The sequence below is a fragment of the Methyloterricola oryzae genome, from assembly GCF_000934725.1.
GTDB classification, from domain to species: Bacteria; Pseudomonadota; Gammaproteobacteria; order Methylococcales; family Methylococcaceae; genus Methyloterricola; species Methyloterricola oryzae.
This window is the reverse complement of the sequence record NZ_JYNS01000011.1, coordinates 116,537-138,001: the sequence shown is the minus strand read 5'-3', so window position 1 is coordinate 138,001 and position 21,465 is coordinate 116,537. Positions and strand designations below refer to the sequence as shown.

The following is a 21,465-nucleotide window of genomic DNA, read 5'->3' as shown; positions in this document are numbered from 1 at the left end:
TGAGGGCGATGGTCTCGTGGTGAACGCGCGAATTGCTCACTCGGGCATCTTGTCCCGGCCACGCGAATCCGCGAAACTGTCGCAGCAATTGTTTGGACCCGAGTACAGGTTCATGAAAAAACGCAGAAATCTCACGTCCGCCGATAGCTTGCCTGCCACAGCGGGAGCCCCGGGGCGCTTGAAGCGCATGGTCACCGCGCTGGCGCTTCCTTCCATGCTGGGCGCTTGTGCCGCCCATGCACCCCATGCCACGCCCCCCAGCCACCAGACCGCGCAGCACGCCAAAGGCGGCCATCTGGCACCGGCGCGCCAGCGCCCGAAGGATTATGACTGGCTCAGCCTGAGCCGATTGTCCGTTGAGCCGACTTTGCGCCTGCCATCGGAGATCGTGGTGGTGGAAAGCATCCTGGCGCGCAAGCAGGCCGAGGCAGAGCGTGCACAGGCGAGCGAGGTTCCGATTCAAACCCGCCATGGACGCTGGCTAAGCGGAAAGAAACAGGATCTGGCATACCGCCATGCCGCTCCGGTTGCGCGGCAGGCGGTCGGCAAAGGCGGGGCCTGGGAGCGGGTCCGACGCGGCTTGATGCTGGCCAGCGAGGAGCACGAACGGGTGCAGGCGGAAGTGGACGCCTTCAAGCGCAGTCCCGGCAGTTTCAGCATCCTCACGCGCAACGCCGAGCCTTTCCTGTCCTTCGTCTCCGAGGAGATCGAACGGCGTGGATTGCCCCTGGATCTGGTTGCCTTGCCCATGATCGAAAGCGGCTACCAGACCGCCGCGGTATCGCCCAGGAACGCGGGAGGGCTTTGGCAACTCATGCCGCAGACGGGGCAAGAGCACGGAGTCAAGCTCACTGACGACTATGACGGACGCTTCGATGTCCATGCCTCCACGTCGGCGGCCCTGTCCTATCTATCGCATCTGAAGTCTGTGTATCGCGGCGACTGGTTGCTGGTTCTGGCCGCGTACAACGCCGGCGAGGGTACGGTGAACCGCGCTCTGGAAGCCAATCGCAAGGCGGGGAAGAGCCTTGCCTTCTGGGATTTGAACCTGCCGGCGGAGACCATGGCCTATGTTCCGAAGTTTCTCGCTCTCTCCCAGTTGATCGCTGACCCGCAGCGCCATGGCCTGCGCCTGCCCAAGTCCAGCGCGCTCCCAGTGTTGGCTCGGGTGCAGGTGAACGGGGAGATGCCGCTGGAAGCGGCACCGGCGGCGGCAGGGATGGAGTCGGAGGAGTTCTTCGCCTTCAATCCGGCCTTCAAGCCGGGCGCTACGCTGAAAGCGACCCACAGCCTGCTGCTACCCCTGGACCGCGCCGAAGCCTTCGTCGCCCAGATGCCTCAGGCGAAGCTGGTTTCCGCGCGTCACTACGTGGTGAAGAAGGGCGATACCCTGGTGGTGATCGCCAAGCGCCACGGTGTCCCGCAGACCCGCCTTGCATTGTGGAACGGGCTCAAGACGGACAGTCCGGTCAAGCCTGGGCAGCAACTGGAAATCTTCCCCATCTCGCGGACCTGAAATGCCGCGCCGCATTCGAGGTCCACAAGGCGTCTGCTTCGCGTTGGCGGCCTTACTGGCCAGCACCGGGGCATCCGCCGCCTTTTTTCTGGACTCTGCGACCCTGCTCCAGTGGCTGGATGACTACGACGCCTATCAGGAGCGGCGCGAAATCCGCTACATGGCCAAAACCAGCCAATACGTGGGGTATGTGACCGGAGTCGTGGACGCCCTGGATGGCACGCGCTTTTGCCTTGCTGGAGGCGTGGGCGCGGAGCAGGCCGCCGCCCAGGTGGCGGAGTACGCCCGCCAGCATGCCAAGAACCTGCCACGCCACGCCTCGGAAACTGTCTCTGCCGCCCTTGCTGAGCAGTATCCCTGCAAGCGTTGAGCCGTTCCCCCTCGTTCCGCATTGCCCTCTCGTTCCCATGCTCTGCGTGGGAACGTTGATCTGGCGCTCCGCGCCGGCGTTAGACGTAGAGCGCGCGGGGGAGGGTCCCCGCGTGGAGCCTGGGAACCAGGGCAAGAGGACATAAATGGCGTTGGAGCCAGGGGCACCAGGCCATAGAAGTCCATCCTCGTTCCCTCGCTCTGCGTGGGAACGCTGATCTGGCACTCCGTGCCTATACTGGACGCAAAATACCAGAGAGAAGGCTCGTGCCCATGCGCCATCGTGGGTTTGGATCAGGCCAATCTACGCAACGGGAACTGGACCGATGGGCAAAAATGGGGCGGACGAGTTCGAAACGCTGTTGGGCGAACTCTATGACTGCGCTGTCGGGACGGGTGACTGGTCTGCACTGGTGGCAGGAATCGCCGGGTTTCTGCGCTCCGATATGTGCAATTTGTTCTCACCGCCCTCAGGTGCCGGCGACCTCATATGGCATGCGCATCGGGTAGAGCAGCAAGCCTGGCAGGATTACGTGGCGTATTACGCCGGTTGCGACATCTTGGCGCAGCTTGCCTTTGAGCGCGGGGTGTGCGGTGTCGGGGACGTATTCTCCGACGAATACCTGATCGCCAAGCGTGATCTGGTCAGGACGGAGTTCTACCGTGATTTCTGGACACCCCTGAATATCCATTCTTCGTTGTCGACCCTGGTCTGTGCTCCGGACGCAGGAGGCCTGCCCATGGTCGTGCTGAGCCTTTATCGTCCGCCGGATCAGCCGGGCTTTACGACGGAGGAGTTTGACCGCATCTCTCGACTCTTACCTCATTTGCAACGAGCCTTCCGACTCCTGCGGAGAACGAGCGAATTGCAGGCCAAGGCGCACATGGGACTTCAAGTCATCGAAACCCTGAGTCTGCCGCTGCTCATCGTGGACCCGCAGGGTCGACTCGTTCATATGAATGGCGAAGCGGAGCGACTTCTGGCCGGCAAAACCTTGGGATTGGCGGTGAAAGGCGGACGCCTGCAGGCGCTCAATGTCGCCGACAAGGATAAGCTGGCGCGCCTGCTGATGGCCGCGAGCGGCAGGCCAGCGCTCAGCGGTGGCATGATGCTCACGCCTTCAGCCGGTTCGGCCCGTTGGCACGCATTCGTGTCGCCCTTGCCAGCCGCCTCGGCACGGGTCGGCGAGCGGCAGTCACCCTTGGCGCTGATCATGCTCATACAGACGGATAGGCCGCCTGCGCGTCTGAAAATGATGGGGGAGATCTACAAACTGTCGCCGGCAGAACTCCGCTTGGCGGAAGCGCTTGTGGCCGGCAAGACCATAGAGGAACATGCCGAGTCGGCGCAGATCAGCATCAATACGGTGAAGACTCAGCTTCGCAGCCTATTCAGCAAAACCGGAACCAAGCGCCAGGGTGAACTCATCGCCCTGCTGAGCAGGGCACCACCGCTTGCGCCGGGTGTCGACGAGGGCGCATGAGTGAATACGCTGGTCGTCAAAGCCTGCAAGCTTTTTTCCCTCGTTTCTGTGCTCTGAGTTCCCTTTCTCCCTCGTTCCCATGCTCTGCGTGGGAACGGGCAGGTAGGCGCTCCGCGCCCAAGGCTGGACGCTCAGCGTCCAGTTGGAGGTCCCCACGCGGAGCATGGGGACCAGACGAATTCCCTTGCGCTGCTTTTACTCTCTTTTTTTTCGTGCTCTGAGTTCCCTTTCTCCCTCGTTCCCATGCTCTGCGTGGGAACGGCTAGGTAGGCGCTCCGCGCATAAGGCTGCGGGCTGATCCGGAATGCCGCGTTCCTTTTGGCCTGCCAGTGATGCTGGATTCGAGACCGTCCCTGGCCTCTGTGATTCAGCCTAAGCCCTCGCCGGCATCCTGCGCTTGCCTAGCAGACTGAATCCCGCCAGCGCAGAACCAAGCAGCGGCAGGGCTGCCGGTACCGGCACGGTCGTGATGGCAATCGCATTAGCCCGGCCTCGAACCAGCAATGCATTGGAAAAGCCGTTCAAGATGCCCTGTAGCCCCGCGCCGAAGAGATGAACGCTTTCGACAGTGCCGAACTGGGCTGCCCAACCGGTAAAATTACCGGTCCGAAAATCCAGTGATAGAGGCCCGGCGGTGCCGTCGGCATTGAAGTCGCACTCATCCAGGGTTGCGCTGAACAGATTCTGCCGAGTAAGCCCCAAGCCCGGTATCGCGCCGTTGACGCTTACCGTGCCCCCCAGAAAAGTGCCGCTATTGCTGAAGTTCGCCGTCAGCCGGTAATTGCCCCGGGTGATGTTGTAAGCCTGTTGCGGGGTGAACTGAAATAGGAAAGGAGAGCCGTTGTTGACGGCAGTGAGCTGGTAGCTGTTTCGATTCAGGCGGTTCAGTTCAACCCGGGTAGCATTCTCAAAGTGAGGAAAACCAGCCGGGGGGATACCTTCCACGGCAAAAACCGGAACTACCGTGGCAGCCCGACAAACGCCTGAGCCGATCAGGACGGCCAGCAGGATCAAGATCAGATCAATCGACTTTTTCATGGGTTGCTTCTTAGAGATTAAATTTTGGAATCGCAGCGGCGGCAACCGATTCTGACAGAGTGTCTGTTAGGTCAGCCACAATCAGACATACCCGGCGGATGTTATCGTTCACCCGCCGAGAGATAGCTTGATACGACTAAACCTAGGGAACAGGTAATGGAATAGTCGAACCGGTTGGGGGTAGAGTCACATTTTGAAAAGTGAACTCGGTGTCAAAAGTATCACCGCTCTGATTTATGCTCGGCACAAACGAACCGCTATTTGGAACCGTACCAATAGAAACAGATTTTGTCGCGGCACGGTTTTGTCCAGGATCGCCAAGGTATAAGCGGGTTTGGTACTCCCAGTCAAAGGTTGTAAATAAACCAGAGGTTCTGAATCCCCTAACTGTGGCGTTAATCCAGACTTTCCCCGCGTGCGCTGCCACAAAACTAGAGAAATTAAGACGGTTCGGAAAGGGCCCGCTGATCTGAAATGGGACGCCAGACGTTCCATTAAGGCCGAAGAAGACCGCATTAATATCATTGGACCGCACGATTTCACTGTACGCGGGGGCGCCGGTCTCAAAGCCGCCGTTATTTCCGATGAAGAATGGTGCAACTGCTTTGAAGCCACTAAGAGTTATAGAAGGAGTAAATGACCAGTCGGCTGCGCTGGTAATTGTTGACGACTTCCAATTGATGGTGGCGCCGACCAGATTTAATCCAACCTTATGAAATTGATCAAGCAACAAGGCGCGCCGCTCATCAGAGCTCCCTTCGAATAAGGGGCTATAGGCGTAATAGACCAATATTTGCAGGTCGGTTAGAACCCGTTCATCAAACGTGACAGCCTGTCCTTCAATCAATGACTGAATCTGCTTTAGCTCATAGACTGGTTTCGTCGTATCTGTAAAGTTGAATGGATCATCCAGATTGAATTCAGCCCGGTTGTTTAAGCCGCCGGTATACCCGTCACCATTCAAGTCAAACCGAGAATAATCAGCCTGATATGGAGGAGTCGCTGTGTATTTTTTCTCCGTGAGTTCAAATTCCTGTAGGAACCTTTTTAAGTCATGCTCGGTGAATTTACCGTCAGGCGTGGCATTCCCGGCGGCATTATCCACATCCAGAATTGCTTGCCGAACCGGCGCCTGATCTTTGACCTTAGGATTATCGATTGCTAGGACGGCGGCATAGGTGTCGATCACTGGGGCAGTGTCTGCTGGCTCTGTTGGAGTTGCCGGTCGGCAGGCGCTATCAGAACTCCTTTTCGGCAAGGAGCGCGCGGTAGAAACGATGACTGTCTTCAATTGATTGGGCGTTAGGCCGGATTTAAGAGTCCAGAGCGTCGCTGCTAAGGCTGCTACCTGTGGCGATGAAAAGGAAGTACCATCGACCTGGCCTTTGCCGCTTGATGGAAGGTTTAGTACCTGAACGCTTTCGCCGATACCCGCAACTTGACCACCAGAAGATGAAAACGTGGACGTGCAGTCTGGAGATATCTGAGTAAGTATCCCTTGTTGATAGTTGGTTCTGTAGCTCTCAACCACTAATCCATTGTCAAGTGGGGATACCGTAGATTCGATGGGGCCCAAAAGCGCCCTTTGCTCCATACCTGCGTCCTTGGCACCGAGAGGGTTTGTATATTCCCCAGCACCCTCGTTACCTGCCGCAGCGACTACAAATACACGCTTATCAAGTACCCTTTTTCTCATGGCCTGTATCCATTTTTTCGCCTTCCCGACAAGGGCTTTTTGTCTCTCAGGTGAAAAGCACCAGTCCGGAAGAAACGGAAGTCGACTACCCAGCGGATCTAAGTCAGCTTCACATTCACCTAGACTTATATTTAGTACGACATTGCGATATTTGGAAATGTCGACTAGTTTACGAATTACATTGGCGCTAGGATCCAACCCAACCTTCTTCCGCCTGACGCTAGAGGAAGGTTTCAGATGATCTTCAACACGGAGGACAATTGGTTCCGAATATAAACCAGTTACTGACGTAAAAAAACTGTCGAAAGCTGCTCCGATAACGCTCGCAACTTGATAGCCGTGATTTTCAGAAATTGGAATCCCAGCTTTATCCGTTGCGCCCGTTCCAAAGTCTGCCGCGACGGTGTTTTTGTATGACCATAGGGATTTACTTGTGGGTGCACCGACTCCAAAATAGTCCTCTATTAAAATAGCCGGTGCTGTCAGGCTTTTTTCGCTAAGAGCCCTTCTCGCATTCCAGAGGGCATGCCCTTTAACTGCAAGATGATGATGGGTAGATGCAATAATGCTTGTTGTTGAAAAGGACGATTTTCCGGGCAATATTTTTGTATTATTGGGGCCCTCTGGGAAAATATCGTCTACATTAGAAAGTGTCCTTGTTTCGGCTATTAGTGTGTCAAGGGTTTCGATTGTTCTCTGGTCTGGAACTCTTAAGCCAAATATAGTTGAGTCTGAAAGCATACTGGTTATTTCTGCGTCCATTCTTGAAAGAACGCGATTAACATCTTCAACTGACGCTACGTCGTTCATTATTAGAGTCAGCTTGGTACGGGCAATGTTGCCGAATTTTGGGTGAAGCGATAACTCTTCATCACCTACCGTGTCACCATTATAAAAATCCCGTGTTACGGAGTTAACAGGTGCTGATGGTGGTCCCTCTAAGGCTTTTAAACCATCTGCGCTATAGTCGAAGGTCCATGCCACCATGCTGTCGTCAAAAGGCAACTTACGATCATGTCGAACCGTGATTGTGTCCGAACTCGTCACTGTTTGCCCCGGTAAAACGAGGCCAAATGTGACTTCGCCGTCTATCGGATCGATCTGTGCTGGTGTGGATCCAATGCTCGCAATTACGTCGCGGGCTTCGCCGCCTTTATTGATAAGAACCGCACGATAGACATATTCATAGATGGTTTGGCTAATTCGCTTCGAAGAAACCAGTTGAAAGCTCGTGATGCTTAGGTCCGGTGGCGATGCAATCGCGGATCGCATGAGCGTAAGGAAGATTAGAATTAAGCTAGTTTTTACTAGGGTATATTGCTGGGTGTTTTTTTGCTCGGCGTACATAAACTATCTCCTCTCGGTCGTCTGGCGAAGACGTTTTAATGAAGGCTTCGAATCAGAACCAGGAGCTATGATTTCACGGCCGCTCTGCGTCCGATTACGAAATATCCCATCAATGAAGAGAGCATGAGGTAGAGTGATGCTGGCAGTGGCACCGGGGTGGCAACCGATGTTGTTGAGCCTGCCTTTAGAAGGTCGAATGTCGTGGGGTCATAGATTTCAAATTGCTGCCCAGCGGGCCTGCCTGTGCCTAGCCAGATAAAGTCGATAGCAAAACCGGTCAATGATGTTCCGGAACCAATTCCAGTACCGGTTGATAAAGCATCGAACGTGGCGGGTATACCTGGTGCGGACGCGAGTATTTGTTGGTCCCAAGATGCCGAGAGGCTCGGGTCGCTGGAAATTATCAGGCTGGATTCACGATAGAGCGCAGGGTCAAATAGGATGTCGAATAGCAATACGTCGCCTCCGTTTGGCAGAGTGCCGTCGTTCTCGATGGTATATATATATCTGAACTGATTTTGTCCTAAATCAACTAAATCGAAATTGATCAGTGAGGCGTGACAGTTTGCCGAGATGCCAAGTGTCACCAGTAATATGTAGAGAATATTTGATATTTTTTCCATGATCATGCTCGCTTGCGCATGTGATATAACGAGTGAAGTTCAAATAAGGCAGGGGGCTTGAGGGATGCAAGTTCTGCCTCAAACCCCTGCTGAGTTGGTACTGTCAGCTCCTCTTAATCTGTATATTCCTGGCGGTCGCGCTGTCGTTTCCGATGCTCAGAAAGACGTCTACTATGGGTGCAGTGCTAGATGAAGGTATCCCGTGCATTTCGATTTCGTATAGATATACATTCATTGAAACGCGATCAGGCTTGATCGATACTTCAACCTTATTTCCGTCAAGATAACCACTAAACACATAAGCCTGCTTTACGGCGTTGAACTTTAATGATCCAGGTGGGAGGGTCTTAGAAAGACCACCGATGGTGAAGCTCACGGTTTCCGCGAGTGGTTTGATTCCGTCGCTTTTTGCGTCTAAAGCAAAACTACCTTCCGCCTCCAATTCGGTTTTCTTTTTTTCAGTCTCTACCTTGGCGTTGAGGTTCGTGAATTCAAAGCTAAGTGGCCTGTTCATCAGGGAGAGCCGAGACGAACTGGTATTGCCCGCCGCGTCGGTCGCCAGAATCGTGCCGCTGCCGGGCAAGGTTGGATCGGCCAGAGAAATCGAGAAGCTGACAGACGGGTCGCCCGCTGCGAATGGCGAAACGCTTAACGAGAGGTTTGTGCTTGCTGGATCCAATGAAATCGACGCAATCCCCGAATCTTTGTCGATTTGGCCATTTCCGTTTACGTCCTCACCTGGGTCCAAGAGTCCGTTGCCGTTGACATCTTCGGTCGGCCGGTTATCGACTGCGTTTCCAGTTGCTGTGTCGAGATCGGGGACGAGTGCAATTTCGGGTGGATAAGCGTCTCCTACCGGTGTGGTTGGCGTACAGTCGACAGCTGCGGGAATCGAGCCAAGCACCGCGCCGCTGTTTTTATCTTTGAACTGTACGTCAAATGCCCCCGAAATTGGTCCCGCGGAGCCAGCCACATTCAAGGAATAGGAAGCGGTACCGCTAGGGCTGACACCAGATACAACCGCGGGGTCGGCACTTACGCTTACTCCGGCTGGCAAGGTACTGGTTGATACCTCGATATCAACCGGCTTGGTTGCTGTGGTCGTGATTGCGGAAGCTATTGCCGCGCTCAGATTGGCAAGGGGTACGGAAGTGCTAAACACCAACGGATTGCCTAGATCATCGACGGCACCGGTCAAGCGGCCCAACGCAGATAGAAATGTCGCTGGAGCAAAGTCAGGCCCCGAAAGTGTGCTTGGAGCCGCCCCTGGTCCCATGCCAATTACGCGAATACCCAGAGCGTTTAGGGCATCGACAGTTCCTTGCACCGTGCCGGCTCCCGCGGGAGCGACCGCCCCGGCTACCGTATTTCCGACCGTCGATTTGGAATCACTGATGAATCCGAACCGAGATGAGCCAGGAACGACTGAAGTACATGCAAACGCGGAAACCGGTACGGACGATCCACCTGCGCCGGTGATCGTTGCGGGAATAGGCTGACCGGCAGGAAATGCCGAAACGGGACAGATGTCCGTTGCCAAAATCGTCAGGTGCAAGGCGTCGTTTCGCCAACCGACACCACCTAGGGTTCCTGACGAAGGTGCGACATTCGATGAGAATGCGGGCACGTCGCCCGAAATTCCTGGAGCCAGCTGAGCCAGAGTGTCGCCGGCATTCCCGCTGTCCAGCACTGACCCATTTCCATCGCCGTCAAAGCCTACACCTGTCGCAATCTGATAGAGATTTTCCGCTAAAGCAGATTCAGGTCCGTCTCCGCCGAACCCCGGTGCGGACCTAGATAGAGCACCGCTGATTAAGCTATCTCGAACAGCCGCCCCCCCAGCGGTTGTCGCTGTGATGATCGGCTGATTAAGTGTAAATGGCCTGGCAACACTAAAATCGAGTGAGAACTGCGCGCCGGGGCCGCCGTAGTCTTCGAAACGCCCAACGCCAAATCCGAATTCAACACCCGGAAGTGCTGTTTCGAGGGCCCCCACCAATCCGCTGAAAATTCCGGTGACGGTGGGAACGAAGCCCGCAAAGCTGCCCGTATCATCAAACGAAAAGAAGACGTCAACTTTGTTCGTTATTGCCCCAGTCGGCAGCGTTATCGAGACTGGCAAACTCTGTGAGCCACCAGAACAGACCGGATCGCCTGCAACGAACTTTATCTCGGCCGGCGTTACGTTACCGGCGGCGAGTGCGCTTAGTGGTTGGCCTATCGTTGCGAAAGCTGTCGTAATGGCTATTATCTTTTGTAATCGCCGATTCATAGTTTTGTTCCCCTGTATATTCCGTAGTGCGTAACTTAAAAGTATTTTTATAATCACATACACAAGCTTTGACCAAAACGGAATTGAAGATGTGGCTCTGGGCCCGTCTTCAATCCGCGAAAAAGCTCCATGTAAAAGACCTAAAGTTGTGTTGCCGACTTCGAAGACTAGAGCTGCTGAATGGCCTGCGCGTCTGAGTCGAGAGAACGCTAAAAGATCTGACGTCGTAAAACATCATCCAAACGGATGAGATGATGTAAAATAATTCTTCGCGAAGCCGTATGGTTTTAAATTGATTAATCAGGAAAAGCCGTATGACAAAAGTTCTGGGCTATATGGAGCTTTCAGAGTCGCTCTTTGTGTGAGGTAATAGTTGATGATTTGCCCGATTGTTTCAGTATTAAAGTTGTTGAAATGTCGGGCTTGAGACCTTTTGTTGCGTTTCGATACCTTTTATACGGCACGCCACATCGCGGGTGAAGTCGGTATGTGTCACAAAACTGTTACTAAGCGGCTGGCTTATTTGTTCTGGGTATCAATGTGGGTGGGGGTGCGGAATTTTGTTGGTGCGGCCAGGGGGCGTCGACGCTTCGAGCCATTGCATGGCGCCAGGCACCGATCGCGCAGGCCCGCCGCCAAGCTGCTGAATTGTCTAGGCTGCGGGGGGAGCCTTGCGTCGCGGGCGTTTCGGCATAATTGAGCAGTCACAGACTTTGTTTATCGCCGGAAACTGAGTGTTGGGACATGGGGCTATTGGCTTTTTCTGACGACTTTCCGAAGGGACATAGGGGCAGGCAAGTTTCAAAAATGTCGTGGTAAGCGCCGGGCTCTGCGAAAGTACTGGTGCCACCTTCTGGAATCGCCTCTTTTATGACAAGAAGAGCGGCCGGGCGGCTTTGTGTTGTGTGGTTTAAGGGTTTCAGTGGCGACAGTCCACGACTGGACGGGCAAGCGCACCAGATGCTGACCTGCCTTGGCCGTGTTGAATACTACGCAAGGCATAGCGTTTTGTATCGGGCGCCGAGTTTGAGTTTTTCCACAATTACGAATCGCGCGGAAGAGCCTAGCTCCGTAAGCTGGCTTCTCCCTTACCCAGTCCCAGCGCAGTCGGAAGGAAACATTTTCTGATATTGAATCCCTGTTTGTCGATATCGAATTTGAAAAATGACAACTTCAATTGATGACGATACCTTGCACTCGATCATCGGCCAAATCTACGATGGAGTAACCACTCCAACCACGCTGGCAGAGGTTATTGACCGTATTATTAGCTGGATTGGCGCCGATTCAGCGCTGTTGGCATCGATTGTTCAGACGAGTGCGGAAATCAGTTTTTTGTTGTCCCGGGGCATTGATGAATCCATCGTCCGAGACTATGCGGCTGACGACCAAGTGGTGGACGCGTGGGCAGTCAAAATACCGGCAAAACTAAATCAGGATGTGGTTATCTTTTTGGGAGAGGAATTGGTGCCTGAGCGAGAGTTGATGGAGACGGGTTTCTATCGGAAATACTTGAATCCCGCACATGTTCACCATTTGTTGGCAACGGCGATGCGCCTGGATGCGAACCGCCGTGAGATGGATGTTTCGCTCTCTCTATTTCGATCGATTGATCGACCTGCGTTCGATGAGGCGTGTCGCAAGGCAATGGGTCGGATTGCAGACCACTTGAGACGCGCCTTGTTGCTTTCGGCCACGCTCAAACAGGCACAATTGAGAGCGGCGACCAGTGAGACAATTCTGGAGTATGTCGGAAGCGGAATACTCTTGGTGGACGAGCAGTCCCGCCTTATTCACGCAACCACCAGCGCGACTGAAGTTTTAAAGCGTCGCCAAGGTCTTAGAATCGTCAATGGACATGTGAGTACGAGTAGTGCACAAGATTCGCAGCGTCTACAAGAGTTGATTCGGCGAGCGGCGGCATTGAACGGCAAAATTCCTTCATCGGGGACCATGCCCATTCGTCAGGCTGACTCGCCACATCCGCTCGTAGTTTCGATCTTTCCAGTACCGTATAGCCACGAGACGTTCCGCGGTCACTCGCGTCACCGAGTGCTCTTGATTCTGAATGATTCCGGGCTAAAGCGCGTCAAGAATAGCGAGCTATTCGGTCGTTACTATTCCCTGACTGCCAGAGAACTCCAATTATGCTGTGCGCTTGCTGAAGGCAAGGATTTGGCGGCGGCTTGTGAGGCGCTGGGTATACGACATAACACGGGTCGGACCCACTTGCTTAATGTATTCGCGAAAGTGGGCGTGCACAGGCAGAGTGATTTGGTCGCTTTGATTCTTTCGTTTGGGTAGCGGGGACCAAAGCTTGCGGTTTCGTTCTTGCTCGGTCGTTCCTTCCTATTCTCACGCACTGTGCGGGGACCGTGAGCTTGGTGCTCCGCGCCAGTGTGTGGACGCAGAGCGTTCGGTGTTGGTTCCCACGCGGAGCGTGGGAACCAGGGCATAAGAACATAGACTGCGTAGGAACCAGGGGCACCAGGGCATAGAAGTTCATCCTCGCTCAAATGCAGCTTTTCGTTCCCATGCTCTGCGTGGGAACCAGAGATGGATAGGTGGGTTGGCGCTCCGCGCCCAGGGTCGGGGTAACAAGGCTTGCGTTCGCGCCCTTGCCAGCCAGTTTGGGTGTCGGTTTCCGGGGAACTTTGCGGCGGCCGCTGGATCGGAAATGGGCGATCTGAATTCAGGAGGGCGGCATGAATCAATCACTCACGGTGCTGTACGATGGCGGCTGCGGTTTGTGCGGGCGCGAGATCGCCCATTACCGGCGCTTGCCGGCGCGGGTGCCCATCGAGTGGATAGACGTCACCCAGGCGCCCGAGCGCCTCGCCGCCTTTGAGGTGGATCTGGCGGCGACGATGGCCGAATTCCACGTGTTCGACGGCGAGGGCCGTTGTCACAAGGGCGCGGACGCCTTCCTCCTGCTGTGGAGCGGCTTGCCCTACTACCGCCATCTGGCCGCGGTGTGCCGCGCCTTGCGCGTGCAGCCGATCATGCGCTGGGGCTACGGGCGTTTCGCCGCCTGGCATTTTCGCCGCCGCTGCGCGCAGGGAGCCTGCGGCGTCATCTGAATTTCCGCCGATAGCGCGTGACAAGCCGGCAAGCGGCGCGGCATGATGAACTTCCTTTTCTCACTGTTCCCGCGCCTGCCATGGATTCCGATCAACTGACTGACTTCGTCGAATCCCTCTGGGACCGGTCAATCACGCCGGCCCTGGTGGAATACATCCGCATACCCAATAAATCGCCCTTGTTCGAGGTCGACTGGCAGGCTCATGGCCACATGGACCGCGCCATCCATCTGGCCGAGGCCTGGTACCGCGAGCACCCGCTGGCCGGCAGCAGCCTGGAGATCGTGCGCTTGCCTGGCCGTACGCCGGTTTTACTGGTGGAGGTGCAGGGCACGGTGCCGGGTAACTTGCTGCTTTATGGGCATCTGGACAAGCAGCCGGAAATGGAGGGCTGGCGCGAGGGCCTCGGACCTTGGGAGCCGGTGTTGGAAGGCGACCGGCTGTATGGGCGCGGCGGCGCCGACGACGGCTATGCCTTCTTCGCCTCGGTGGCGGCCATCAAGGCGCTGCAGGCACAGGGCATCGCCCATCCGCGCTGCGTCATCCTCATCGAGTGTTGCGAGGAGAGCGGCAGTTTCGATCTGCCTCATTACATCGAGGCCCTGGCGGCGAGGATCGGCCAGCCCGATTTGGTGGTCTGCCTGGATTCCGGTTGCGGCAATTACGAGCAGTTGTGGTGCACCACGTCACTGCGCGGGCTGGTGAGTGGCAATCTGACGGTGCGCATACTCACAGAGGGTGTGCATTCCGGCGATGCCAGCGGCATCGTGCCGTCCAGTTTCCGCATTGCCCGACATTTGATCTCGCGCCTGGAAGATGAGATGAGTGGGGCGGTGCGGGGCAAGGACTTTCAGGTGGCGATACCGGCTGAGCGGCGCGAGCAGGCCACGCAGGCCGCCGAGGTGCTGCGGGAGGCCGTGCACGACAAGTTTCCCTTCGTTGCCGGCGCGCGCCCGGTTGAGGCGCCGGATGCGGAACTGGTGTTGAACCGCACATGGCGGCCCGCCCTGGAAGTGACCGGGGCCTCGGGATTGCCCGCGACCGAACAGGCAGGCAATGTGCTCCGCCCTTACACGCGCTTGAAGCTGTCACTGCGACTGCCACCGACCGCCGATGCCGAGAGGGCGACACTGGCGCTCAAGGCCTTGCTGGAAGCGGACCCGCCTTACGGCGCCGAAGTGCGGTTCGAACCCGAGCAGGCCGCGGGCGGCTGGAACGCGCCGGCCATGGACCCCGCTTTGTGGCAGGTGATCGACGAGGCGTCCATGGCTTACTTCGGCAAGCCGGCGGTGTGCATGGGGGAGGGTGGCTCCATTCCCTTCATGGGTATGCTCGGGCGGCAGTTCCCCGCCGCGCAGTTCCTCATCACCGGCGTGCTGGGTCCGCATTCCAATGCCCACGGGCCCAACGAATTCCTGCACATTCCTACCGCCAAGCGCCTGACCTGCTGCATCGCCCGGGTGATCGCGTCCCGGCACTAAGGCGTTTCAGGCGATCAGCCCTTCCGCCTTGAGGGCTTGCTGCACCGCAGGCCGCGCGGCCCCCCGGCCCCTGAAATCCACCAGCGCCGGCCAGGGCGAAAGGTCCAGCTTGTGATAATCGGCCCAGCCGAGGACGGTAAACAGATAGGCATCCGCCACGCTGTAGCTGTCGCCCAGGAGCCAGGGCTGCTTGGCCAGGGTTGCCGAAAGGAAGTCGAAGCGGCGGCCCAGTTGCGTTATCGCCTGTTGTCGAGCGGCCTCTGGCGAAGCGGGGTTCCAAAGGGGGCTGAAGCCCTTGTGCACTTCCGTGGCGATGAAAGCCAGCCATTCCATCAGGCGGTAGCGCGCCAGGGAGCCGGCGGGCGGGGCCAGACAGGCGGTGGGGTTCAGATCGGCGACGAATTGCAGGATCACCTGGTCTTCCGTCAGCACTTCGCCGCTATCCATCTGCAGGGCGGGGACGTAGCCCTTGGAGTTGATGGTCACGAAATCGTCGCCGGTTTCGGTTTTCTTGCTCGCCAGGTCGACCTTTTCCAGATCAAATTCCAGGCCTGCCTCACGCAGGGCAATATGCACCGCCAGTGAGCAGGCGCCGGGGGTATAGTAGAGCTTCATGGGTCACCTCCTGGTGTGATGGGGGAAAGCGCGCCGGATAAGGCCATTGCTACCAGACGGGATGGCCGCAGTTACGTTAGCACGCTGACCTCCGCCATGAAACAGGGTGGAACTGCCAAGGCTCCGTGTGTAAAGGGCGAAAAGTGGCGAATTCGCCGGAAAGATCAGAAGCAAAGGAGGGTAGCGCATGCCTGAATGGAACGAATTCCTTAAGCTGTTTGCCGGCTTGTTTTCCGTGGTCGATCCGCTCGGCGCCATCCCATTTTTCATCAGCCTGACGCAGAACCGCTCGGCCGCGGAACGGGCCCAGAGTGCCATGATGTGCGCGCTGGCGGTGGCCGTGGTGCTGATGATCGCGCTGTTGGGTGGCGAAGCGCTGTTACGTCTATTCGGGATCGGTATTCCGTCCTTCCAGGTGGCGGGCGGGATATTGCTCCTGCTGATGGGCATCGCCATGCTACGGGTGTCCGGTGACCGCTCGCGGCAGACGCCCGAGGAACAGGCTGAGTCGAGCCATAAAGAGTCCATCGCCGTGGTGCCCATGGCGATTCCGCTCCTGAGCGGTCCCGGGGCCATCAGCACGGTGATCGTGTTCGCCCACGCAGATAGCAGCCTGGCCTACCAAGTGGTGCTGGCGGCGGTGATCGCCAGTCTCGCGGCGACCGTGTTCGCCGCCTTGCGGATGGCCGGCAGTATCGCCGGAGCCCTGGGCACCACTGGCCTGAATGTGGTGACGCGGGTGGTAGGGCTCATCATCGCCTCGGTGGCGGTGGAATTCATGGCGAAAGGTATCGGTTCGTTGTTTCCGGGCCTGGGATATACTGGCTGAGTCTTGATGGTCGCTGACGGCGTCCGGTGAACGCAGAGGAAAAGATGAAGAGACTGTGCGGCGGGTGGCTTGCCCTGGCGCTGAGCAGCGCGCCGGCCTTGGCCCAGGCGAGCGATTGGTGGTTCATTGCCGATGTCGGCGAGGCGGCGGCCGAGTATATCGTCTATGTGGACAAATCCAGCATCGAGCGCGTAAGCCGCAGCAGTGCCATGACCGCCTGGATGCTGACGGTGTATCACGACGACCAGGTTTCCGAGGGGGCTGCCTATCGCAGCGAGAAGCTCCGCTTGCGGATCGACTGCGGCAAGGAACTGGCGGGGATCGAGAACCGGGCCCTGTATTCCGCCTACAAGGAAACCGTCTCGCAATCGCGCAAGACCGAGCCGGAATTGACCGCGATCCCGCCCCAGTCGCCCTTGCAGACGGCGGTGGGCTTCATCTGCTCGGGCGGGCGTCAGCCTGCCCGCACCATTCCCGTTTACGACCCTAACAAGGACGCGGAACAGCGGTTCTGGCTCAAGGACAAGGAACATCGGATCAATCCGAAATGATCCGACCCTCGTGTCCGGCGTTCAGCTTCGGTTCAGGCAATCGGCCCTAGTCTATACACGCGGTCGGCGCAAATGGGTTACCCCAAGCCGGACCGCATAGACGAACAACACACCTCCACTGGGAGATTGTCATGAACACCTTGAAGACCATCCTGCTGGCCAGCTTTCTATGGGGGATCGCCTTGTCTCCCGCGGCGCGTGCCGACGGCCACGGCCATTGGGAACATCATGGCGGCTGGGGGCACCACGACGATTGGGGGCACCACCACCATAGGCACCACTATCCTCATCATGACGGCCCGTACCGTGACTATGTGGTGATCCGCGAGCGGCCCATCTATTATCCCCCGCCGCCTCCGCCGGTCGTGCATCACTATTACGAATATGCGCCGGCCCCGGCGTACCCGAGGCCGCAGGTTTACGGCTACGGGGGAGGATACGGCGGCCCTTTGCCCATCATCGCCGGTGGCGTCCTTGGGGGCGTTGTCGGTGAGCAACTGGGCCGGGGTGATCACGCCGCCATTATCGGCGGTTCTGTGCTGGGCTCGGTGATCGGTAACGAGATCGCGCGATGAGAATCGCGCCGCGTGTTGTGAGTTGACCCTCTCAAGTCCCGGCTCCTTGGGCCGGGACGGGGCTCGCGGAGCGCCCGTCGCCGCGCCTAGTCCCTGATCTTGCTTCCGTGCGCGGGGCGATGGTACTCTGCCGCCTCACCCCGCCAAAGGCCCCGTCCTGAGGCCCGCCCCTGCAACCTGCATGGCCCGAGGAGCCCGATGAAGAGAGGTTTGCTCTTTCTTGGCCTCGCCCTGTCGTTTCCATTTCAACTTCCCGCAACCGGCTTGCTGACGCCGGCCGCCGATGTGCAGAACCAGCCTGGTTTGACCCTCGATCAAGCGGTGCGAAAGGTGCAACGCGAGACCGGCGGACGCATCCTGGCGGCCGACGCGGTGCTGTCGGCCGGTGGTCCGGTCTACCGCATCAAGGTGCTTCTGCCCTCCGGACGCGTAAAGGTGATCCAGGTGGACGCCCGGCGCTGATTCCCCGATATCCCTTAGCTGCATGCGTATCCTGCTGGTTGAAGACGAAGACGAATTGAGGGCCCAGTTGCTGGCCGCCCTGCGTGGCGCCGGTTATGCGGTGGATGCCGCGGCCGAGGGCAAGGAAGGGTTTTTCTTGGGCAGCGAGGTGCCCTTCGACCTGGCCGTGGTGGATCTCGGGCTGCCCGGCATGTCGGGTCTTGAGATCATTGGGGGGTGGCGCGAAGCCGGAGTCGCGTTCCCTGTGTTGATACTGACCGCCCGTGGCCGCTGGCAGGACAAGGTGGAAGGCCTGGGCCTGGGGGCCGACGATTATCTGGTCAAGCCTTTCCACATGGAGGAGCTGCTGGCGCGCATCAAGGCCTTGCTGCGGCGCGCCGCCGGTCGCGCGCGGCCGCGTCTGCAATTCGGGCCGGTGGAACTGGACACGGCGGCTCAGAGCGTGAGCCTGAACGGCCAGGCGGTGGAACTGACCGCGCACGAATACAAGGTGCTGGAGTATCTTGCCCTGCATGCCGGCGAGGTCATTTCCAAGACCGATCTCGCCGAGCACATCTACGACCAGGATTTCGACTGCGACAGCAATGTCATCGAGGTGTTCATCGCCCGCTTGCGCAAGAAGCTGGACCCGGAGGGCAGCCTTTCACCTATCGAAACCCTGCGCGGACGCGGATACCGTTTCATCCTCGCCAAGGATGCCTGAGCGGTGAAGCCGATTTCCCTGCATGTCCGCGTGCAGATTGCGTCCAGCGTGGTGCTCGCCGCCTTTCTTGGCATGACCGGTCTGGTGCTGGACGAGGCCTTCCGGGACAGCGCCAAGGCCGCCCTGCGTGATCGCCTGCAAGGCTATGTCTATGCCCTTCTGGCCGGGGCGGAAACCAACAATCATGGGGACCTGCTCGGCCCAGCCGAGCTGCAAGAGCCGCGCCTGCGCTATCCCGCATCAGGCCTTTACGCGGAAATCAGCCGCCGTGACCATGATCCCGGCTGGCGCTCGCCTTCGGCCCTGGGCGTGGAGATCCCGCCGACGCGCCTGCCTCCCCTGGGGCACAGTGCCCTGGAACGGGTGCTGACGGAGAACGGGGAGCCCTTGTTCGTGCTCAGTTTCCGCGTCCTGTGGGAAGAGGGGCTGCGCAAGCCGCGCGCCTACACCTTCCGTGTGGCAGAAACGGCCGATGCCTACGAGGATCAGGTGGGTCAGTTCCGGCGCAGCCTGTGGGGCTGGCTGGGGGGCGCAGCGCTGTTGCTGCTGGTGGTGCAGGGCGGCATCCTGCGCTGGGGGCTGGCCCCTTTGCGTCGGGTGGCTAGCGACCTGGCGGACATTGAGCAGGGCCGCACCGACCGGCTGCGCGGCGGCTATCCGGTGGAGCTGAGCGGGTTGACCGACAACCTCAATGCTTTGCTGGACAGCTCGCGCAGCAGTCTTGCGCGCTACCGCGATGCCCTGGGCGATCTTGCCCATAGCCTGAAGACCCCGCTGGCCGTGGTGCGCGGCGTGCTGGAAAACCCCGCCCGCGCCGAGTCCGGCCTGCCCTTGGCGCAGGAGCAGATCCTGCGCATGCACCAGATCATCGACTATCAGCTTCAGCGCGCTGCGACTGCCGGCCGGACGCGTCTGGCGAAGCCGGTCAACGTCCTGGCCAAGGTGACAGAGGTAAAGGCGGCGCTGCTCAAGGTGTATGCGGACAAGCGCGTGGAGTGCAGCATGGACGTGGACCCGGCCCTCGATTTTGCCGGCGACGAGGGGGACCTGCTGGAAGTCCTGGGAAATCTCTTGGACAACGCCTTCAAATGGTGCCGAGGCCGAATACGTGTTTCGGCGCGCCGGATCACCGGCGATACGGCGGTGCTGGATATTCGCGTTCATGACGATGGCCCAGGCATGCCGCCCGCCACGGTAGAGCGCCTGCTCCAGCGCGGTGAGCGCGCCGACCCTGATGTGCCTGGCCAGGGCCTGGGGCTGGCCATCGTCGCGTCCATAGTCGGCACCTATCAAGGCACGCTCGCCGTTCGCACCAGCCCGCTGGGCGGCGCGGAGGTGGCGGTGCGACTGTAGGGCGGTCGCGGCAGTCGTCAGCGCCAACGTAATCCCGTACCATACCGCCACATGCGCCGGGGGGCCACCCGTGGCGCGGCAATCTAAGGAGGGGGACTGGCCGAGCGGCCGAATCAATCCAATTTCTATGGATATATTTCTAATCTTTGTTCTGATTGTCATGAACGGCGTATTTTCCATGTCGGAAATCGCCGTGGTGTTTTCCCGCAAGAGCCGCCTGCAATCCTGGGCGGACAAAGGCAGCCAGGCTGCGGTGACGGCCTTGCGGCTGGCCGAGGAGCCCACATCCTTCCTTTCCACGGTGCAGGTGGGCATCACCCTGATCGGGGTGCTGAGCGGCGCCTTGGGCGAGAGCGCCATTGCCGACCGGGTCAGCTCTCTGCTCCAAGGCTGTCCGGAACTCGCGCCCTACAGTCGCAGCATCGGGTTGGCGGTCATGGTGGTGGGAGTCACCTATGTCTCCCTGGTGATCGGCGAACTGGTGCCCAAGCGTCTCGCTCTGGCGACGCCCGAGCGCATTGCGTTGCTGGCGGCGCGTCCCATGCGCTGGCTGTCCCTGGTCGCCTATCCCTTGGTCAAGCTGTTGAGCCTATCCACCGAACTGATCCTGCTCCTGTTCGGGCGCCGGACGAAAGCTGGACCTTCGGTCAGCGAGGACGAGATCAAGCTGCTGCTGCGTCAGGGAACCGAGGAAGGGGTGTTCGCGCCAGGGGAACACGAACTGGTGTCCAATGTGTTCCGCCTGGATGTGCACACGGTGGCCTCGGTGATGACGCCGCGCAAGGACATCTTTTTCATCGACGTGGACGATCCGCCCGAGGTCACCCGCGAGAAGCTCCTGCAGACCACCTACTCGCGCTTCCCCCTGTGCCAAGGCCGTTTCGAGAACATCATCGGCGTGGTGCAGGCGAAGGACCTACTCAATGCGCAATTGCGCGGCGAGGCGCTGGATCTGCCGGCCATGAGCCGCAAGCCCCTGTATGTGCTGCCTTCCATCGACCTGATGCACCTGATGGAAGAGTTCAAGAAGATGCGGGCGCACTTCGCGCTGGTCATCGACGAGTATGGCGAGGTGGAAGGGTTGGTCACGCTGCAGGATGTGATGGGCGCGATCGTGGGCGATATCCCCGGTTCCGAATTGCAGGAGGAGCCCCAGTACGTGCAGCGTGAGGACGGCTCCTGGCTGGTGGATGGCATGTTGCCCGTCGAGAAATTCCGCAAGCTGTTCGAACTGCCGGAGCGGGAAGCGACCGAACGGGAAGACTTTCACACGGTGGCCGGACTTGTTCTGGCGCGACTGGGGCGCGTGCCTTCCGCGGCGGATCACTTCATATTCGGCGGTCTGCGCGTCGAGGTGGTGGACATGGACAAGAACCGCGTCGACAAAGTGCTGGTATCGCGGATCGACGATGCCGCAGACGACGCAAATACCGGTTAGGGCGCACCGCTTGCGCCAAGGCGGTCTAAACTT

General features: G+C 58.5%; 18 protein-coding genes. 13 read left to right on the top strand and 5 right to left on the bottom strand.

The window, feature by feature from the left end; translation table 11 throughout:
• Nucleotides 1-112 precede the first annotated feature (112 nt).
• From EK23_RS14980 to EK23_RS14970, 3 genes are all read left to right on the top strand, one after another.
• Entirely contained in the window at nucleotides 113-1,516 is a 1,404-nt protein-coding gene (locus EK23_RS14980) for a transglycosylase SLT domain-containing protein (RefSeq protein WP_158002520.1), read from the top strand.
• Nucleotide 1,517: 1 nt separating this feature from the next.
• Nucleotides 1,518-1,886 carry a Rap1a/Tai family immunity protein gene (locus tag EK23_RS14975; RefSeq protein ID WP_045226180.1) on the top strand — a complete coding sequence of 123 codons (369 nt, stop codon included), beginning with the start codon at nucleotides 1,518-1,520 and terminating at the stop codon, nucleotides 1,884-1,886.
• Between the two features lie 325 nt (nucleotides 1,887-2,211).
• Nucleotides 2,212-3,369: a helix-turn-helix transcriptional regulator gene (locus EK23_RS14970; RefSeq protein WP_045226179.1), complete on the top strand. Its 1,158-nt coding sequence runs from the start codon at nucleotides 2,212-2,214 to the stop codon at nucleotides 3,367-3,369.
• A gap of 372 nt (nucleotides 3,370-3,741) precedes the next feature.
• On the opposite strand, the gene EK23_RS14965 is transcribed toward EK23_RS14970, so the two are convergent.
• From EK23_RS14965 to EK23_RS23340, 4 genes are all read right to left on the bottom strand, one after another.
• Nucleotides 3,742-4,452 (bottom strand): hypothetical protein, encoded by a 711-nt coding sequence (locus tag EK23_RS14965; RefSeq protein ID WP_145998681.1) that lies wholly within the window; start codon nucleotides 4,450-4,452, stop codon nucleotides 3,742-3,744.
• A gap of 97 nt (nucleotides 4,453-4,549) precedes the next feature.
• Nucleotides 4,550-7,450 (bottom strand): S8 family serine peptidase, encoded by a 2,901-nt coding sequence (locus EK23_RS22605; RefSeq protein ID WP_082054222.1) that lies wholly within the window; start codon nucleotides 7,448-7,450, stop codon nucleotides 4,550-4,552.
• 65 nt (nucleotides 7,451-7,515) lie between these two features.
• On the bottom strand, nucleotides 7,516-8,073 hold the full coding sequence (locus EK23_RS14955) for a hypothetical protein (protein WP_045226209.1): 558 nt from the start codon (nucleotides 8,071-8,073) through the stop codon (nucleotides 7,516-7,518).
• Between the two features lie 103 nt (nucleotides 8,074-8,176).
• Nucleotides 8,177-10,345: a hypothetical protein gene (locus tag EK23_RS23340; protein ID WP_145998680.1), complete on the bottom strand. Its 2,169-nt coding sequence runs from the start codon at nucleotides 10,343-10,345 to the stop codon at nucleotides 8,177-8,179.
• 1,164 nt (nucleotides 10,346-11,509) lie between these two features.
• Between EK23_RS23340 and EK23_RS14945 the strand changes: the two genes are divergently transcribed.
• The 3 genes from EK23_RS14945 (at nucleotide 11,510) to EK23_RS14935 (ending at nucleotide 14,906) form a co-directional block, all read left to right on the top strand.
• Entirely contained in the window at nucleotides 11,510-12,649 is a 1,140-nt protein-coding gene (locus tag EK23_RS14945) for a helix-turn-helix transcriptional regulator (protein ID WP_045226175.1), read from the top strand.
• Between the two features lie 401 nt (nucleotides 12,650-13,050).
• On the top strand, nucleotides 13,051-13,425 hold the full coding sequence (locus EK23_RS14940) for a thiol-disulfide oxidoreductase DCC family protein (RefSeq protein WP_045226174.1): 375 nt from the start codon (nucleotides 13,051-13,053) through the stop codon (nucleotides 13,423-13,425).
• 80 nt (nucleotides 13,426-13,505) lie between these two features.
• Nucleotides 13,506-14,906, top strand: coding sequence for a M20 family metallopeptidase (locus EK23_RS14935; protein WP_045226173.1), 1,401 nt, complete (start codon nucleotides 13,506-13,508; stop codon nucleotides 14,904-14,906).
• A gap of 6 nt (nucleotides 14,907-14,912) precedes the next feature.
• Here the strand turns inward: EK23_RS14935 and gstA are convergent, their stop codons facing one another.
• Nucleotides 14,913-15,521: a glutathione transferase GstA gene (gene gstA, locus EK23_RS14930; RefSeq protein WP_045226172.1), complete on the bottom strand. Its 609-nt coding sequence runs from the start codon at nucleotides 15,519-15,521 to the stop codon at nucleotides 14,913-14,915.
• Nucleotides 15,522-15,708: 187 nt separating this feature from the next.
• Here gstA and EK23_RS14925 point away from each other — a divergent pair, with 187 nt between their 5' ends.
• The 7 genes from EK23_RS14925 (at nucleotide 15,709) to EK23_RS14895 (ending at nucleotide 21,432) form a co-directional block, all read left to right on the top strand.
• The gene (locus EK23_RS14925; RefSeq protein ID WP_045226171.1) at nucleotides 15,709-16,350 is read left to right on the top strand and encodes a MarC family protein; all 642 of its coding nucleotides are present in this window, start codon (nucleotides 15,709-15,711) and stop codon (nucleotides 16,348-16,350) included.
• Nucleotides 16,351-16,394: 44 nt separating this feature from the next.
• Nucleotides 16,395-16,901 (top strand): surface-adhesin E family protein, encoded by a 507-nt coding sequence (locus EK23_RS14920; protein WP_045226170.1) that lies wholly within the window; start codon nucleotides 16,395-16,397, stop codon nucleotides 16,899-16,901.
• A gap of 131 nt (nucleotides 16,902-17,032) precedes the next feature.
• Nucleotides 17,033-17,476 (top strand): glycine zipper 2TM domain-containing protein, encoded by a 444-nt coding sequence (locus EK23_RS24590; RefSeq protein ID WP_045226169.1) that lies wholly within the window; start codon nucleotides 17,033-17,035, stop codon nucleotides 17,474-17,476.
• A 198-nt stretch (nucleotides 17,477-17,674) separates the two neighbouring features.
• Nucleotides 17,675-17,938 (top strand): PepSY domain-containing protein, encoded by a 264-nt coding sequence (locus EK23_RS14910; RefSeq protein WP_145998679.1) that lies wholly within the window; start codon nucleotides 17,675-17,677, stop codon nucleotides 17,936-17,938.
• Nucleotides 17,939-17,960: 22 nt separating this feature from the next.
• Nucleotides 17,961-18,641: a response regulator transcription factor gene (locus EK23_RS14905; protein ID WP_045226168.1), complete on the top strand. Its 681-nt coding sequence runs from the start codon at nucleotides 17,961-17,963 to the stop codon at nucleotides 18,639-18,641.
• A 3-nt stretch (nucleotides 18,642-18,644) separates the two neighbouring features.
• The gene (locus tag EK23_RS14900) at nucleotides 18,645-19,994 is read left to right on the top strand and encodes an ATP-binding protein (RefSeq protein ID WP_045226167.1); all 1,350 of its coding nucleotides are present in this window, start codon (nucleotides 18,645-18,647) and stop codon (nucleotides 19,992-19,994) included.
• A gap of 127 nt (nucleotides 19,995-20,121) precedes the next feature.
• On the top strand, nucleotides 20,122-21,432 hold the full coding sequence (locus EK23_RS14895) for a hemolysin family protein (protein WP_045226166.1): 1,311 nt from the start codon (nucleotides 20,122-20,124) through the stop codon (nucleotides 21,430-21,432).
• Nucleotides 21,433-21,465: the final 33 nt, after the last annotated feature.